12 protein-coding genes and 1 pseudogene are annotated in these 15,892 nt (G+C 60.4%); 5 read left to right on the top strand and 8 right to left on the bottom strand.

The window, feature by feature from the left end:
* The first annotated feature begins 20 nt into the window (after nt 1-20).
* From OW521_RS19295 to OW521_RS19285, 3 genes are all read left to right on the top strand, one after another.
* Entirely contained in the window at nt 21-1,118 is a 1,098-nt protein-coding gene (locus tag OW521_RS19295) for an NAD-dependent epimerase/dehydratase family protein (RefSeq protein WP_268021165.1), read from the top strand.
* 40 nt (nt 1,119-1,158) lie between these two features.
* Nucleotides 1,159-2,028, top strand: a complete 870-nt coding sequence (locus OW521_RS19290) for a glycosyltransferase (protein ID WP_268021164.1) — start codon at nt 1,159-1,161, stop codon at nt 2,026-2,028.
* A 129-nt stretch (nt 2,029-2,157) separates the two neighbouring features.
* A complete protein-coding gene (locus OW521_RS19285) occupies nt 2,158-4,194 on the top strand; it encodes a hypothetical protein (RefSeq protein ID WP_268021163.1) in 2,037 nt (678 codons plus the stop codon).
* A gap of 88 nt (nt 4,195-4,282) precedes the next feature.
* On the opposite strand, the gene OW521_RS19280 is transcribed toward OW521_RS19285, so the two are convergent.
* Nucleotides 4,283-5,365 carry an acyltransferase family protein gene (locus OW521_RS19280; protein WP_268021162.1) on the bottom strand — a complete coding sequence of 361 codons (1,083 nt, stop codon included), beginning with the start codon at nt 5,363-5,365 and terminating at the stop codon, nt 4,283-4,285.
* A gap of 144 nt (nt 5,366-5,509) precedes the next feature.
* Here OW521_RS19280 and rfbA point away from each other — a divergent pair, with 144 nt between their 5' ends.
* Both rfbA and OW521_RS19270 read left to right on the top strand, forming a co-directional pair.
* A complete protein-coding gene (gene rfbA / locus OW521_RS19275; protein ID WP_268021161.1) occupies nt 5,510-6,379 on the top strand; it encodes a glucose-1-phosphate thymidylyltransferase RfbA in 870 nt (289 codons plus the stop codon).
* Nucleotide 6,380: 1 nt separating this feature from the next.
* On the top strand, nt 6,381-8,345 hold the full coding sequence (locus tag OW521_RS19270) for a DUF6541 family protein (RefSeq protein ID WP_268021160.1): 1,965 nt from the start codon (nt 6,381-6,383) through the stop codon (nt 8,343-8,345).
* Between the two features lie 27 nt (nt 8,346-8,372).
* On the opposite strand, the gene OW521_RS19265 is transcribed toward OW521_RS19270, so the two are convergent.
* From OW521_RS19265 to glf, 7 genes and pseudogenes are all read right to left on the bottom strand, one after another.
* The gene (locus OW521_RS19265; RefSeq protein ID WP_268021159.1) at nt 8,373-9,014 is read right to left on the bottom strand and encodes a hypothetical protein; all 642 of its coding nucleotides are present in this window, start codon (nt 9,012-9,014) and stop codon (nt 8,373-8,375) included.
* Nucleotides 8,998-10,200, bottom strand: coding sequence for a L,D-transpeptidase family protein (locus OW521_RS19260; protein ID WP_268021158.1), 1,203 nt, complete (start codon nt 10,198-10,200; stop codon nt 8,998-9,000). The genes OW521_RS19265 and OW521_RS19260 overlap by 17 nt, the downstream gene beginning before the upstream one ends.
* 96 nt (nt 10,201-10,296) lie before the next feature.
* Nucleotides 10,297-10,890, bottom strand: a pseudogene (locus OW521_RS24455) (LGFP repeat-containing protein); the annotation flags it as partial.
* A 143-nt stretch (nt 10,891-11,033) separates the two neighbouring features.
* Nucleotides 11,034-11,795, bottom strand: a complete 762-nt coding sequence (locus tag OW521_RS19255) for an ABC transporter ATP-binding protein (protein ID WP_265977135.1) — start codon at nt 11,793-11,795, stop codon at nt 11,034-11,036.
* Between the two features lies 1 nt (nt 11,796).
* Complete coding sequence (locus tag OW521_RS19250; RefSeq protein WP_265977134.1) at nt 11,797-12,666, bottom strand: ABC transporter permease; 870 nt, start codon at nt 12,664-12,666, stop codon at nt 11,797-11,799.
* Nucleotides 12,667-14,646, bottom strand: a complete 1,980-nt coding sequence (locus tag OW521_RS19245) for a glycosyltransferase (RefSeq protein ID WP_268021157.1) — start codon at nt 14,644-14,646, stop codon at nt 12,667-12,669.
* Nucleotides 14,643-15,830, bottom strand: coding sequence for a UDP-galactopyranose mutase (glf, locus tag OW521_RS19240; protein WP_268021156.1), 1,188 nt, complete (start codon nt 15,828-15,830; stop codon nt 14,643-14,645). Before glf ends, OW521_RS19245 begins: the two co-directional genes overlap by 4 nt.
* Nucleotides 15,831-15,892 lie beyond the last annotated feature (62 nt).

The following is a 15,892-nucleotide window of genomic DNA, read 5'->3' as shown; positions in this document are numbered from 1 at the left end:
CTTCCGCTATGAAAGGTCCAATGGTGACTTCTTCAACTAGTCCTGTCCGCCCCGGCGGCACTGTCCTCGTCACAGGCGGCGCTGGCTTCATCGGCTGTGCTGTTTCCCCCGCTCTGGTCGAAGCCTTCGACCGGGTAGTTGTCATCGACAATTTGCACCCCCAGATCCATGCTTCTGGTGAACGGCCTGCTGAGTTGCACCCGAAGGCCGAACTCGTCGTCGCCGACGTCGCGGAAGCGGCGACGTGGGACGCCGTCTTGGCAGATGTGACACCCGACGTCGTGATCCACCTCGCCGCTGAGACTGGGACCGGCCAGTCCCTCGAGGAGTCGACCCGCCACACGCACGTCAACGTCGTCGGCACTTCCCAGCTACTCGATGGCCTCAACCGCCACGGCAAGCTCCCGCGCCGGATCGTGCTGTCCTCCAGCCGGGCGGTCTATGGTGAAGGTGCCTGGGCAGACGCCGACGGCAAGTTGTTCTACCCCGGCCAGCGCACCAGCGAGACCTTGGACAAGTCCCAGTGGGACTTCCCGGACGCCACGCCGGTAGCTATGAAAGCGTCTGAAACGTTCCCAGCACCGGTCAGTGTCTACGGGGCCACCAAGCTCGCCCAGGAGCACGTCCTGCAGGCCTGGGCAAAGTCCTATGGCGTCGAAACCGTCATCCTGCGGCTTCAGAACGTCTACGGCCCCGGCCAATCACTCATCAACCCGTACACCGGGATCATGAGCCTTTTCTGCCGGATGGCCATGGGGGGCAAGTCGATTCCACTCTATGAAGACGGCGAAGTCCGCCGTGACTTTATCTTGATCGATGACGTCGCCTCGGCCATCGTCGCAGGAGCTGTCTCCCCCACCGTCCAAGGTGAACCGATGGACATCGGTTCTGGCGAGTTCCAGACCATCGGCACCGCCGCACAACTCATCGCCGCGCACTACAACGCTCCGGCACCCCACGTCACAGGGCAATACCGACAGGGCGACGTCCGCCACGCCTGGGCAGACGTCTCAGCCGCGGAAGAGGTACTCGGCTGGACCCCGAAGTACAACCTGGCCCAGGGCGTTGACCGCCTCGCCAATTGGATCGACGTTCAGCCCGACGTCCAGCCCGCCTGACCCGGACGGAGAAGAGACGTTGCCTTCGACTGTCGCTGTCGTGTCCCTGTTTAACCCGTCTGGCGGCGTGTTGGAAAACGCCGCGGCACTTCTAAAACAAGTGGACGCAGTGGTCGTCGTCGACGACGGAAGCCCTCAGGATCCCACTTTGATCCTTGACGAGCTGGCTGGCCTCGGCTGCCGGGTGGAGCGACTTGCTGAAAACTCCGGGATCGCGGCGGCGCTGAATGCCGGAATTTCCTCTGTACTGTCGTGGGCCGCGAAGCCAGACTACATCCTCACCATGGATCAAGACTCACTGCTCGACGACGGTTACGTCGCCGCTTTGCAGGCGGCTGCGACGGCGGCTTCGGCCGCCCAGGTTCCAGTGGGCATGGTGGCGCCCGGCTCTGTCAGGGGCCTCCCTGTCCGGCGCGGCCCAGTGGTGAACGGGATTCAACTCGGCGGCGAGCCTATCCAGTCTGGACTCCTCATCCCGGTCCCTGTACTGGAGCGGCTCGGCATGTTTCAGTCCAGCCTCTTCATCGACGGAGTGGACAGCGAGTTCTACCTGCGGTGTGCTTCTGACGGACTGCGCGCCGTCATCGCCCCGGATGCTGCGCTGGATCACACTCTTGGAAGTCCAGCCACGGCCAAATTGTTCGGCCGGGAACTTTCCTTCGGTGGAAAACCGCTCAAGATCCGCACTGCCGCTGATTGGCGCTACTACTATCTTTTCCGGAACCGGATCCTGCTAGCACGCCAGTACGGCCGCCGGTTCTCGCTATGGACTTTGAAGGGCTTCCTGGCGGACTATAGGCACCTGGCCATCGTCACACTGCTTGCCCCGCGTCGGCAGGTCCGACTGGCCAATGCCCTCAACGGGATCCGAGATGGATTGCGCGGCCTTTCCGGCCGGCGCCCCGGCTAGGCTACTCCGGGCAGCCCTCTCCCGGCCCCCGGGTAAACGCACGTTGCGTTGGGGGCGTCCGCACCAGAAACGCAACGCATCATCGTATCGCCAACAAGCTTCACTTTTACCAATTGGGGAAAATCGCACGTGAGCACCGCCATCAACGACCAGCAGCACCTTCGGCGACGTTCCAGTGCGAGAGCGCCCCGCGGCGAAGCCGGACCGGGTCCGCAATTCCGGCACGCGCGGGGAATACTGGCCTTCGCCATCGTCGCGGGTACTGTCATTGCCCTCAGGACAACAGGCCTCTTGCAGGGAACGCCCGCACTCATCGTTACGGCCGTCCTCCTGCTTCTCCTGCCCACCGCCCGAGTGATGTCAAAGCGCATCCTCTTCAATGGACTGATTTTGGCCGGACTGGTGCCGCTGACCTGGTGGTTACCTGAACGCTTGATGGGTACGGACCACGGGACACTCGTGCTAGCGGGCCTGGCCGGGGTTATAGCTTGGTGGATCGGATCCGCGAAACTTCCCGCCCGGAGGGTCCGCCGGCTGGTCCCCAGTGCCCGATGGATTGACTCAATACCGTTTCTGTCGGCACTGCTCTCAGCATTGTCGCTGGGCACGATGCTGACGATCCGATCTCCACTTGATGCCTTGTCGATCCTTACCAGCAGGTGGGACTATCAGTCCCATTTCAGCATCTACTACATGATCCGGCTCCATGGCGAGGTCATCCCGACCATTCCGCAAACCACCGCCGGCGACGCTTGGGGATTCTCCGAGTACCCGCAAGGCTTTCATGCTCTGTTGGCCACAATGTCCGACCTTCTTCGTCCATCCTATTCCAGCGTGGACAGCGAACTGGTCGGTTTCATGAACCTCCAGGCAGCTTGCAGCGTCATGACGGTCCTGATTGTCGCGGCCGGACTTTGCGCACTGCCCGCGGTCCGCCGAAGGGCAGGCGTAATGGCCAGCGGAATCGCAATCGCGATGGCCGCCTGGATCTATGGCCCTGGAGCCATACCGGCATATGAGGGCTTCGCAAATTTCTATCTCGCGTGTGGCATGGCGACCGCCACGGTCCTCGCCCTACTGACCTTCCAGCGTCGTGTCCCGGTTGTCGGCGTTGCCGTCGTTGGTGCGGGTCTTGTCAGTATCTGCAACAACTGGCTTTTGCTTGTATCCCTCCTGGCCGTCGTGCTTTGGATGAAGGTGTGGACGGTCGTACGCCAGCGCGGCAGCTACAACCGCCGGTGGTGGATCCTTTCATCAGCGTGTATCAGCGTCAGCATGCTGGGCATGGCACTTCCGATCATCCAGATTTCTCCCCTTATCGAACAAAGCCAGCACATCCTGGAGGCTCAAGGCGGGATCGCGTACCCGGACTTCGGGCTCGCCCTAGTGGCAATTGTCCTGGCTTTGGTATTGGGCTTCGCCAACCGCTCGCTTGCCCTACGCATACCTTCCTCACAGCTCCGGACGGAACGATTGGACGTTTCAAGGGCTGCGACGGGACTATTCATACCGATTGCCCTGTGCATCTGGCTGGCCGTCTCGCAAACTGTCCAGAACGGAGCCATCTCGTACTATTTCTACAAATATCTGATTGCGGTGTTGCTCCTGGCCTGGCCGCTGGCCGTCGCAGCGGCAGCCAGTCTGATCCCACCAGCGGTGCCGTCGGAGGGCCCACTCCGCAAGCACGGCCTGACACTTGCGCTGTGCGTCCTGGCTATCACGGCAACGCAAGTCTTTGGCTTTTCGGTTCCAGGACTCCAGACCGCCGGCCTTCCGGCGACGGTCCGTCCGCTGACTGAAATGTCCAACCAGCAGGCCCGCTTGCAGAGCACACCGGCTTTCGTGCCCCGGTTGCTTCAGAGTGCCCGGCAGCCCCAACCGGCGTCAACCGTTTACATCCCCGGACCGGGAACCGTCGATCCCATTCTGGCCGCCCGCTGGCAATGGGGCATGCGCGGGATGTCGTCATCGAGGACGACCGATCTCAGCTTTGACCTCGTGGACATCGTGAAGGATTACGACAAAGCTCCTGAGATCATCGGTCGGATTCTGGCCCACGACCCCGCACTGTACGCAATCGTGGATCCTGAGCTGTTTGAACCCGTTCACCAGTACTTGCTGAGTCTGGGTCCCGGGGTTGCTGACCGGCTGATCCGGCTCGGCTGATCAAAGGGAAATCCGGCATACCTCCAGGAACCCGCACTCTCTTGAATTCCTTCAGGCCCGAGACGAGCCCCAATAGGTCAACTCAGCGCTAGACGCTCTTCTTCGCGCGCCGCATGACCGGCCGCTCCACGAAGAACCAACTGGCCGCGGCCAACGGAATAGTACATGCAGTGGCGGCGAGGGTAAACCACCAGACGCCCCAATGGTAGCCACCGAACACGGCTAGAAACTGTTGAACCGGAAACGCATAGATGTAGGCACCGTAGGAGATGTCGTGCTGTGCCACGAATGCCGGTTGCGGCAACCATGTAGAGATCCAAAGGAGGCCGTAGGCAATGAACGGAGCCGCAAGTTGGCCACCGAATCCATCCACGAGGAAGATGGACAGTCCCGCGAGAACGATCGCCACCGGCCCTGCGACTTTGTGGATGCCTATCCGGGAGCTCAGCACCTGTACGACGGCGCCGCCAAGGAAATACGGAACCAAGCGAGCAGCGAGCTCAAAATCCAGGTTCGACTGCAGATAGGGTTTCAAGGCGTCAATGTTGGCCCAGAGCACTACGCTCAGCACGAAGGCACCGATCATTGGCCACGGAGTTTTCTTGAAAAGCGGTAGGAAGCCAATGAGTGCGACCAACAAGTAGCACAAGAATTCGAAATAGAGAGTCCAAAGCGACCCGTTCCATGCCTTCGCATAGGGCACACCGGCTGGCGTCCCCGCGATGTCATAACTGACGATATGCAGCGTCATGTTGGCGAAGATCGAGTTCAGCGGTGTGGTGGGAGTGTGGAGGAACCCCTGCAGGGAACCATGTTGAATCAAATAGGCGATCGGCGCGAACCCGAATGCCATTACGACGAGGCACACGATGAACGCCGGGAAGATCCTGGCCACGCGGTGGACCAGGTAGGGTCCGATCCTGTTGCTGAACCTACTGGCTGTAATCAAATAGCCGCTGATGCCGAAGAAACCTGCAACAGCCCACCCTCCAAGGTTTTCACCACGGAATCCCCAACCGTTTCCGTCACCCACTATGTGCCAGCTGTGAGCCAGTAGCACCATGAATGCAAGAACTAGCCGGATCAGGTTCAGGCTGTTTCCACGTGGATCAAGCCGGTTTCCTATCATCGGGGCTGGAATTGCGTTCGGCTTCAGTACTGCTGTGCTCAATTCCGGGTTTCCTTCGCGACGTTGTCCAGACCGCCAATTCTACCCTGAGAGCTGGCTGCTGCCGGCTCGACGACGCAGCCCTTGCCCATGCTTGGGCGGGCCGCTGGTTTGCCCTTGCAGTTCCAGTGCGCAAAGATTGGGCCCATGCGTGGAATAATCTTGGCCGGTGGAACTGGGTCCCGGCTTCACCCGATCACACTTGGCATCAGCAAGCAGCTTGTTCCTGTCTACGACAAGCCAATGATCTACTACCCGCTCTCGACCCTGATTCTGGCCGGTATCAGGGATATCCTCATCATCACGACCCCGCATGACGCCGACCAGTTCCAGCGGCTCCTCGGAGACGGTTCCCGGTTTGGCGTCAACCTCACCTACGTCCAGCAGCCGTCCCCCGATGGGCTGGCGCAAGCGTTCATTCTTGGCGCCGACCACATTGGCGATGACACCGTGGCGCTTGTCCTTGGAGACAACATCTTCTACGGGCAAGGCATGGGCACTCAGCTGCGCCGACACGCCAACATCGACGGCGGAGCCGTCTTCGGCTATTGGGTCAGGGACCCGAAGGCGTACGGCGTCGTCGAGTTCGACGACGACGGCAAGGCACTCTCTCTCGAGGAGAAGCCGGAAAAGCCCCGCAGCCACTACGCCGTCCCCGGCCTGTACTTCTATGACAACGACGTCATCGACATCGCGCGGAACCTGCAGCCGTCTCCGCGCGGCGAGCTTGAGATCACCGATGTCAACCGCACTTACCTTGAAAAGGGCAAGCTGCAGGTGGAAATCCTCCCCCGCGGCACCGCCTGGCTCGATACCGGCACGTTCAATGATCTTAGCGACGCCTCCAACTTCATCCGCACCGTGGAGAACCGCCAAGGTCTCAAGATCGGCGCCCCCGAGGAAATCTCGTGGCGGCTAGGGTTCCTCAACGACGACGAGCTTCGGGAACGCGCGGAACCGCTCGTCAAGAGCGGCTACGGTTCATATCTGTTGGGACTCCTGGACCAGACCATCTAGCGTGACTTGGCCCGACACCGTACCGCTGCTGCTTGCCGCGGGGGTAATCCTTATGCTGCCCGGCGGTGTCGTGGCTGCGACTGCCGGACTTCGGGGACTCATGCTTGCCGCTGTGGCTCCCGTTATCACGGTGACGATTGCGGCAACAAGCGCGGTCTTGCTACCGTACGCCGCAATCCCGTGGTCCCCAGTCGCCGTGCTGATGGTCAGCATCCTGGCTGCCACCTTCATATTCGGATTGCGCGTCATCGCCCAAGGCCGAACCGTCTTCAAGACCTTCAAGTCAGGGTGGCGGCCGGACCGCTCCTGGCCTTGGATGGTGGCTGCCTTCATCGTGGGCGCCGCCATCCTTGTGGCGCAGATAACAATAGCGTTTGGAACCCCTTCGAGCATCTCGCAGACGTTTGACAACGTCTTTCACCTCAACGGGGTACGCTTCATCCTGGACACCGGAAATGCCTCTTCACTAACGATGTCGAAGATGGCGAGCGGCGATAATCCGCCGTACTTCTATCCGGCTGCCTGGCATGACCTCGCCTCCCTCCTGATCCTGGTCACCGGAGCCCCGCTTGCCATTGCCGTAAACGTCCTGAACATCGCAGTTGCCGCCATCGTCTGGCCTGCGGGTTGCATGCTTCTCACCAGAGTTTTCATTGGAAAGCAGCCGTTCGCAGTCGGCGCTGCCGCGGTTCTGTCCGCACTGTTCTCCGGCTTTCCGCTGCTCCTACTCGATTTCGGTGTCCTCTATCCGAACTTCCTGGCCATCGCCCTCCTACCCGTGGCCCTCAGCAGCGTGGTCTTGTTGTTCGGCGTTGCGCGTGACGTCAAAGTATCGGCAATGATCCGCTTCGGGCTTCCCTGTGCCGTGATACCAGGCCTGGCACTTGCCCATCCGAACGGGTTCATGTCCCTGGTTGCCTTGACCATCCCCGTCCTCCTGCAGCGCTACCTCGTGTTCTATTTGCGACAGCGCAGATATCGATCCCATCGGCGCGAGTGGATCCTGGCCACCACTGGAGTACTGGTATTCGCGGGGGTTGTGGTTGTGTTGTGGAAGTACATTCGGCCCCCGGAAGAAGCAGCCTTCTGGCCGCCGATCCAGTCTCCGATCCGGGCTGTGTATCAAATCATCAGCACCTCAGCCATGGACAGGCCGGTCGCAATAACCGTCAGCATACTGGTGATCCTCGGGATACTGGCCTCGTTGCGGCGCCCACAACGAGCGTGGATGGTCGGATGTTTCTTGGTGATTGCGTTCTTGTTCGTCGTGGTTTCGGCTGCCCCAGTGAGCCGCCTCAGAGCGATTCTCACAGGTGTTTGGTACAACGACAGCTACCGCCTTGCTGCGCTGGTGCCGCTTGTCGCGATCCCTTTTGCCGCCGTCGGGCTCGATGCCTTGTGGGCCGCCGTGAGACGGCGGCTCGCGGAACTGCCCAACGGGCGGCGGACCCGGTTCATTGCCGTGACCGCCATTGGACTTTTGGGAATTGCGGGAACCGCCGCCCTGTTGCCACCGCTCGGCGGCGCCATCTCCTCAGCGCGCCACAACTATACGGAGGACAACGATTCTCCCCTGTTGTCCCTAGACGAACACAAAATCATTTCGAAACTTGATGCTGTAGTCCCACGCGATGCCACTATTGCTGTCAATCCGTGGACGGGCAGCGCCCTCGCCTACGCGCTGGCCGACAGGGACACCACGGCTAAACACATCCTGACCAGCAACACGCGCGACGTCGAGCTCCTCAACCAGCAGCTGCGTAACGCAGACCACGATCCTGCAGTGTGTGCCGCAGCCCGAAGCGCGAAAGTGAAATACGTCCTGGATTTCGGCAGCAAGGAAGTGCACGGCGGCAGCCATAGTTTTCCGGGCCTGGAGAATCTCCAAACCTCCACGTCGGTCAAATTGGTTCTTCAGGAAGGCGACGCGCGGCTCTATGAACTGACTGCCTGCGGCACTTCTTAGCGGCCGCCGGGCCGCAAGTCACGTGATTTAGCTCTCTGCCAGCAAGGATTCGAGCCGCACTTTCGCGTCTGTCACTTCAGGGGTCGTTGTCGGCACCGCCAGGCTAATTCGCGTGACTGTAAGCCCCTTGACGGACTCCACAACGTATTCCGTGGTCCCGGATAGCCTGTTCACCCCGAACCATGCCTCATTTCCCGGCCCCTTGGCTGCTTCAGGGGACATCATCAGCCTGGGGAGTCCCAGGGCCTCCAAGCCCGCTGCGTCAGCCACTGTAGTCGTGGTTAGGACTACGGCATTACCTGGATCCGGCATCTGGCCGGACGCAACCGGAACTAGCGAAAACGCGCAAGTGACCTCGGAGACTCCGTCCTTTGACGACAACGCAGGACGCGGTGGCTGGATGGAGGCAGCAACGTCCCCAAGACGGGCACGCAGGGCGTCCAGGGTGGGGCTGGAGCAGTCCTCCGGCAACGCTGGCAGGATGGTCCGGCCGTCATGCGTGGTGGCGTATTGGGACGCCGACGGACTTGCGCTCGCGCTGATGGCCGATTGACCGGCTGCGGAATCGCCTGACGGTTTGGATGGCCCGGAGTCGCAGGCGGCCAAGCAAGCGGCCAGCGTCAGCAACCCGAACAGAACAGCCGGCAGCTGCCTAGTTGAAAACATCATAAGCCACCCCCATGATGAAGCGGTCGCCGGTGTGGGCGGTGCGCATGTACTGCAACAGGTCGCCGTCGTTAAGGGCAATGCACCCCCATGTTGGCAGGTTGTTGCCGTGGAGGAAGATCGCGAAACCCGCGTTCATGACAATTGGCGAATCCGGTGGGCGGTTGTAGTTGATGACAACCCCCTGCCGGTAGTCATGGGAAGGCCTGGTGGCGTAGTACCACATATTCTCATCCGGGAAGACACTTGAGCTGGATTCGAAATACCCGTTGTAGTTGCCGTTGAGCTGGCCGCCCCAACGCGAGAACGGATTGAGTGTCCGGTAGGACAAGGCGGTCCCCGGGTTGCCGAGCCCGAATGCCTCCGTGACACTGAAGGATCCAGTCGGCGAATACTTCTGCCAAGTCGGCCCTGTTGCCACGCCCGGCCTCGCGAAGCCTGACTCACCGGCCGAGCCGAGGGCCCCCCACTCCTTTGCATAGCTCCCGTTGGCCTGACGGACACAAGTGATGAAAGTAACCCTTGTCGAGGGGTAATCTTCTGCCACCGCGAAAGAGACTCGCTCGGCCCCGCCTCCGGGGAATTTGACGGCGCCGACGTTTAGTGCCGGGCAGTACGCTTCAGACACCAGTCGGTATCTGACACCGAAACCGGAAATCCACTCCAACACGCCGAACTGGAACGACTGGCTGCAAAATCCACTGCTGTCGCAAGCCTCCGCGGTAACGGGATAGCCCAAAGCGCCGCTTTGTCCGCCGCGCAGGACGTAGAACTGACCCAATCCGCCCCACACCGCCTGCGTACCGGCCCCGGCAGCATAGTAGATTCGCCCGCGCTGGAAGGCTTGGGAACAGCCTCCGTCGCGTAAGGCACACTGTTCGCCGGACACGGGATAGCCAAGGTAGCCCCGGCTGCCGCCCAACGCCTCGTAACGTGCGTTGATGGCACCCCATACGGGGAAGGTCCCGGCCCCCGGTACGAAATAGGCAGCGCCACGCTGGAATTGCTGAACGCACGCTCCACCCGGAAGCCCGCACTGCTCGGCGCCCTTCGGGTACCCCAGGTATCCGGAGGAACCACCTAGTGCATCGAACATGCCGCCGATAGCGCCCCAGATCTGCCACGTTCCGGCCGGTCCATAGTAAATGAGCCCGCGCTGGAAATGCTGCGTGCAGGTTCCCGCAGGCACACCGCATCGCTCCGCTTCCTGAGGCAGGCCGAGGTAGCCGCTGGCGCCTCCCAAAGACTGGTATGTCGCGTTGATACCACCCCAGACGGGAAACGGACCTTGGCCCGTGACGTCGTAGACACTGCCTCGCTGGAAACGCTGCGAGCACTGGCTACCTGATTGCGCGCACTCTGGCGAACCTAGAGGATAAGCAAGGTAGCTCCCTACGCCGCCTTGCTGCAGCCACAAAACCTCGATAGCGCCCGTGATTATGTGCGCGCCCGTCTGCGACGTCCAGGCTATGGAGCCGTTTGTGAACTTCTGGTAGCAGCCGTCTTGCGAAAGACTGCATTCCTGGGCGGCCGTCGCCGGTCCCAGTGGTCCCGAATCACCTCCGAGTCGTTGATGCTCCAAGCCGATCAGGCCGGGCACAGGAATCGATGCGGAGGCGACGGACGGAGCAATCGTCGACGGCGGAGCGGGCGCTGGCGGGGCCGTCGAAGGTGAGGCTGTCCTCGACGGGGTGGGGTCACTGGGGGTCGTGCCCGCCGGTCGACCGGGCTCCGGCGTTGATGAAGAGGGCGCCGGGCCCCCGGTCGCTGGCGACTGGCCGGACAGCGGAAGTTGGCTTGTCGGCTGAACAAACCCCGGCGGAGGTGGCGTAGACCCTGGGGAGGGATCGGCCGAAGCCACACCTTGGCCCAGAACCATTGCTGCCGCCACTAGCAGAACAGACATCACGGACGTGAACTTCGCCATCAGGAGCCCCCGCATTCCCTGGCAGAGGACCGTCCCTCCGCATCGCGACCAATGCTAGCGTCCGGATGCGGTGTCTGTCGGAGCCACGCCGTAGGCTAGTCCGCCGACCGCCGTCGAAGTTCTTTCACTACCGCGTGCACTTCGCCGTCCATGATGATTTGGCCGTGTTCCAACAACACTCCGCGTTTGCACACCGAGGCCACCAGATCCAGGTCGTGGCTTACCACGAACAGTGTCTTGCCCGCCGCCGCCAATTCGTTGATCTTGACAATGCATTTGCGTTGGAACGGTTCGTCGCCCACGGCCAGGATTTCGTCGATCAGGAAGACTTCAGGATCTGTGTGGACCGCGATTGAGAATGCCAGCTTCAAGTACATGCCGGAGGAATAGAACTTGACCTCAGTGTCGATGAATTCTCCGATTTCGGAGAACTCGACAATAGAGTCGAACATGTCATCGATCTGGCTTTGGCTCATCCCAAGGATGGCCCCGTTGAGGTAGACGTTGTCGCGGCCGCTGAGGTCGTGGTGGAACCCTGCCCCGACCTCGATCAGGCCGGCCACCCTCCCCCGCGTATGCACGGTTCCCTCATCCGGTTGCAGCACGCCTGAAATGAGCTTCAACAGAGTTGACTTGCCCGAACCGTTGAGCCCAAGCAATGCGACCGTTTCGCCCTGTTCAACGTCAAGCGAAACGTCCTTGAGCGCGTCAAACTTCCTGGAAAGGTCCCCCTTGCGTCCGGTCAGCAACCACACGATTGCTTCCTTCATGCTGCGGGTGTGCCGGAGCACGAACTTCTTCCGCAAATTCCGGCACGTGATCGCTACGCTGTCGGAGACTTCCGTGGGTGCAGACATTTCAGAGCTCCTGGGCAAAATGAACGGACAGCTTCATGAAAACGAGCTGGCCAATCACGAGGACGAGTGCAGCCACGCCAAAGGCAGACGGAAACCAGACGGTGAGCAGGTCCGGCGGCATGGAGATCGACACCGATTGCTCGGCGCTCAGCGTGGGTGACCAAAACGCCCAGTGGAAGATTTCGACGGCGACTGTCACCGGGTTCAGCTGGTACAGGAAGAACCATGGACCCATGACGCGCTGCACCATCGGCCACACATAAAGGACCGGCGAAGCCCAAGTGACGATCATGAGAATCATGTCGACGATGTTCTCGGAGTCGCGGAAGTACACGTTCGCAGCACCGAACAACAAACCGAGCCCGGTAGAAAGGATCGCGGTCAAGATGAAAGCTCCAACGACGGCCAGAAGCTGCCATATTGATGGGCTCCACCCGCTCAGCAAACAGGCGCCGACCAAGACCACAACTTGTGGAAGCAGATGGGCGGCCGAAACCCACACGGTGGAGACCGGGAACAGTTCCCGGGGCAAGTAGATCTTACGGATGAGGTCCCTGTTGTCCACAATGGAGCGCGTCGCGTTGCCTAGGGACTCCGTAAAGAAATTGACCAGCACGATTCCCGCAAAAAGGTAGATCGCATAATTGGGGGTTCCCCGTTGCATGTCGAGGAACACTCCGAGCGCTACGAAGTAGATCAAGAACTGCATTAACGGCTTCACATACGACCACAGAAGTCCAAGCACAGAGCCGCGATAGCGGATCTTGATCTCTTTGCGGACCAGCAGTTGGAGCAGGAACTTGTGTTTGAAGACGTCAATGATGCCGCGGCCGCGACCCGGTTGGACCAAGTCGGTCACGGGTTGTGTCATCTAATGGCCTTCCCCGTCGGCCAAGCCAAACGTCTTCTTCCAAGCTTCCATGGATGTGATCTCGGGCAGAGCTTTCCGGTATTGCTCCGCGAGCTCCTCCCAGTGGCGATAGAGATTGGCATGTTGTTTTCCTGCTTCTGCCAGCATGGCCTTGAGCTGCTCCGGGTCACGCTTGTACCAAGAGGCAGCTGTGCCGTCGGCGTTGGAGACCACGACGCTGTCGTAGTGTGCCAGGCGGAACCATCTGTTGTCGCGGTGGGCAAGGAAACCTTGGGGTCGCTCCGCAGCCTCAGGCGCCGGCCTTTTCAACAACTGACGGGCGACCGTGGTGACCCCCCACTTGACGAGGTCCTTTTTGTGGGGCAGCCCGATGGGGTTGAGGCCGGAAGGCCCCTGGCCCAAGGCCGGTGCAGGGAAGTCGTCCACGTTCTCGCGCATCTGAGCATCCGGGTAGTTGGACTTCAGTGCATTGATTTCGCCGAGCTTCGTGGCGATATTACGGTGCAAGTGGTCAGGTCCGAGGAATAGGTCCCGCAAGGCGTCGAGTCGGGAGTGCTCGGTGAAGTACTGCATGGAAACCAAATGTTTGACGTCCGCTTGGAACGACTCCCGGATCACCCTGCCCCCCTTCTTGTACGGGCTGTAAATGAGCGTCGTAATGAGGCGGTTCCGGCCATGGAAATATGCCTGCCAACCGACCAGGTCATCCTTATCGATCCAGGACACATGCCAGACTGCGGCACCCGGCAAGGACACAGTGGCAAAACCCGCCTCACGGGCTCGAAGCCCATACTCGGCGTCGTCCCACTTGATGAAGAGTGGAAGGGACAGCCCGATCTCGCGGATGACCTCGGTCGGGATCATGCACATCCACCAACCGTTGTAGTCAACGTCGACACGGCGGTGAAGCCAGGGGGTTTGCCGAAGGTTCGCAACGCTGAAATCATGCCTCATCTCCATGTCCGCATGCGGCATGGCCGGCACAAAGCGGTATGGGTCCACCACTTCACCGAACGTGTGCAGCACGCTGCGACTGTAGAGATCGAACATATGCCCACCGACGATAGTGGGCTTGCGGCAATGGTCCGAGAAAACCAGCAACCGGGAAATACTCTCCGGCTCGATGACGACGTCATCATCAAGCAAGAGGGCGTAGTCGCTCCCGTTTTCCACAGCCTCGTACATGCCGCGGGAAAACCCTCCGGAACCACCAAGATTGGCCTGGTCGATGATCCGCAGCTTGCCTCCGAGGGCAGCCTTGACTTCCGCGAAGCCAGGCTGATCTGCGACCTTTTGTGTTCCTTGGTCCACAATGAGGATTTCCTGGACGTGTTCCAGTACCTCGGGATGCTCCGAAAGAATCCTGGCATTGTTCAGGCAGAAGTCCGGTTTGTTCATGGTGGTGATCTCAAGGGTCACCTTCCCCGGATTGCCGTCGCGTTCCGCGCCCTGCCACTCTGCCGAATCGAGCGTGAGGTCTTCGCGGCTGGACGCAAGATCGAACCAGTACCAACCGCCGTCGCCGAAGGGCTTGAGTGAGAGGTCGAACTCAGTGACAGAAGTTCCTTGTACGCGGGCTCCGTCAACGCGCTGGAGAGTGCCCCGCGCGTTCGACTTGTAGACGGTGACGGTGCCGTGGCCTGTTGTCCGGACAACGAGACGGATCGATTGTAGGTCCGTCCAGCGCCGCCAGTAGCTCGCCGGAAAAGCGTTGAAGTACGTTCCGAACGAAAGCTGCTCTCCCGCGCGGAGCCTGACCGAACTCCTGGAGAGGACATCCTCGAAATGGACTTCCTCGCTGCCCGAACTGACGAAGTGAAGTTTCTCCTCAGGGGGCTTCGGGTTCCTTGCGAATTCATCGTTTTCGCGCAAACGGATGCCGTTTGCCGGGCCGGCGTCGACGTACAGGGAAGTTGTGTCGATCTGGTCATCGGAAGGCAGGATGACTCGCTGGAGTACCTGCGTGTTGCTGCTACTCACGCGTCCACTCCTCCGCTCTGAATTGCTGCGCCGCTTTCGAAATGCGGACGAATCTTATTGTCAAACATGGACAGCGCCGAACCGATTGCCATGTGCATATCGAGGTACTTGTAGGTGCCCAGCCGGCCACCGAAAAGCACGTCCCTCTCTGCGGCTGCAAGATCCCGGTACTTGAACAATTTCTCCCGGTCATCTGCGGTGTTGATCGGGTAGTACGGTTCGTCGTCCTTTTCCGCAAAACGGGAGAACTCCCGCATGATGACGGTGTTCTCCGTCTGGTATTCACGTTCGGGGTGGAAATGGCGCGGTTCAATGATGCGCGTGAACGCGACGTCGTCGTCGTTGTAGTTGACAACCGAGGTGCCTTGGAAGTCACCCACATCGAGGACTTCTTGTTCGAAATCGATGGTTCGCCACGACAAGTCCCCAGCTACGAAGTCGAAGTAACGGTCAACGGGCCCGGTGTAGACAACTGGAACTTTGCCTACGACTTTGTCCTTGGAGTATTCATGCGAGTCGTCGAAGAAGTCGGTGTTGAGCCGGACTTCAATATTCGAGTGCTCGGCCATCTTCTCGATCCACGCGGTGTACCCGTTGGTCGGAAGGCCTTCGTACTTGTCGTTGAAATAACGGTTGTCGTAGTTATAGCGGACCGGGAGCCGGGAAATGATTCCAGCGGGCAAGTCCTTGGGGTCCGTCTGCCACTGTTTGCCGGTGTAGTGCTTGATAAACGCCTCGTACAGGGGGCGTCCGATCAGCTGGATGCCCTTGTCGTTGAGGTTCTGCGGGTCTGTTCCGGCAAGTTCGCCTGCCTGCTCCTGAATGAGTGCCCGCGCTTCGCCGGGCGTCAGGTTGGCCCTGAAGAACTGGTTGATGGTTGCCAGGTTGATGGGCAGCGAGTAGACCTCGCCCCCATGGACGCCATACACCTTGTGAACGTAGTTGGTGAAGGTTGTAAACCGGTTGACGTACTCCCACACCCGTTCATTTGAAGTGTGGAACAGGTGCGCACCGTACCGGTGGACCTCGATTCCGGTCTGCTCTTCCGTTTCGCTGTATGCGTTGCCTCCGACGTGATGCCGGCGGTCGAGGACAACAACCTTCAAGCCCAGCTCGGCGGCTGCCTGTTCTGCGATCGTCAGGCCAAAAAAGCCTGACCCGACAATGACGAGGTCAGCGGTCACAAAATCTCCTGGTTCGAATATGGCCAGCCCAATGGTGTGCATTGGCTGCAGGTCAAGCCTAC

Origin of the sequence: Arthrobacter sp. MMS18-M83, assembly GCF_026683955.1 — a bacterium.
Classification (GTDB): Bacteria; Actinomycetota; Actinomycetes; order Actinomycetales; family Micrococcaceae; genus Arthrobacter.
Note: the sequence above shows the minus strand (reverse complement) of the source record. Positions and strands in the feature narration are given on the sequence as shown.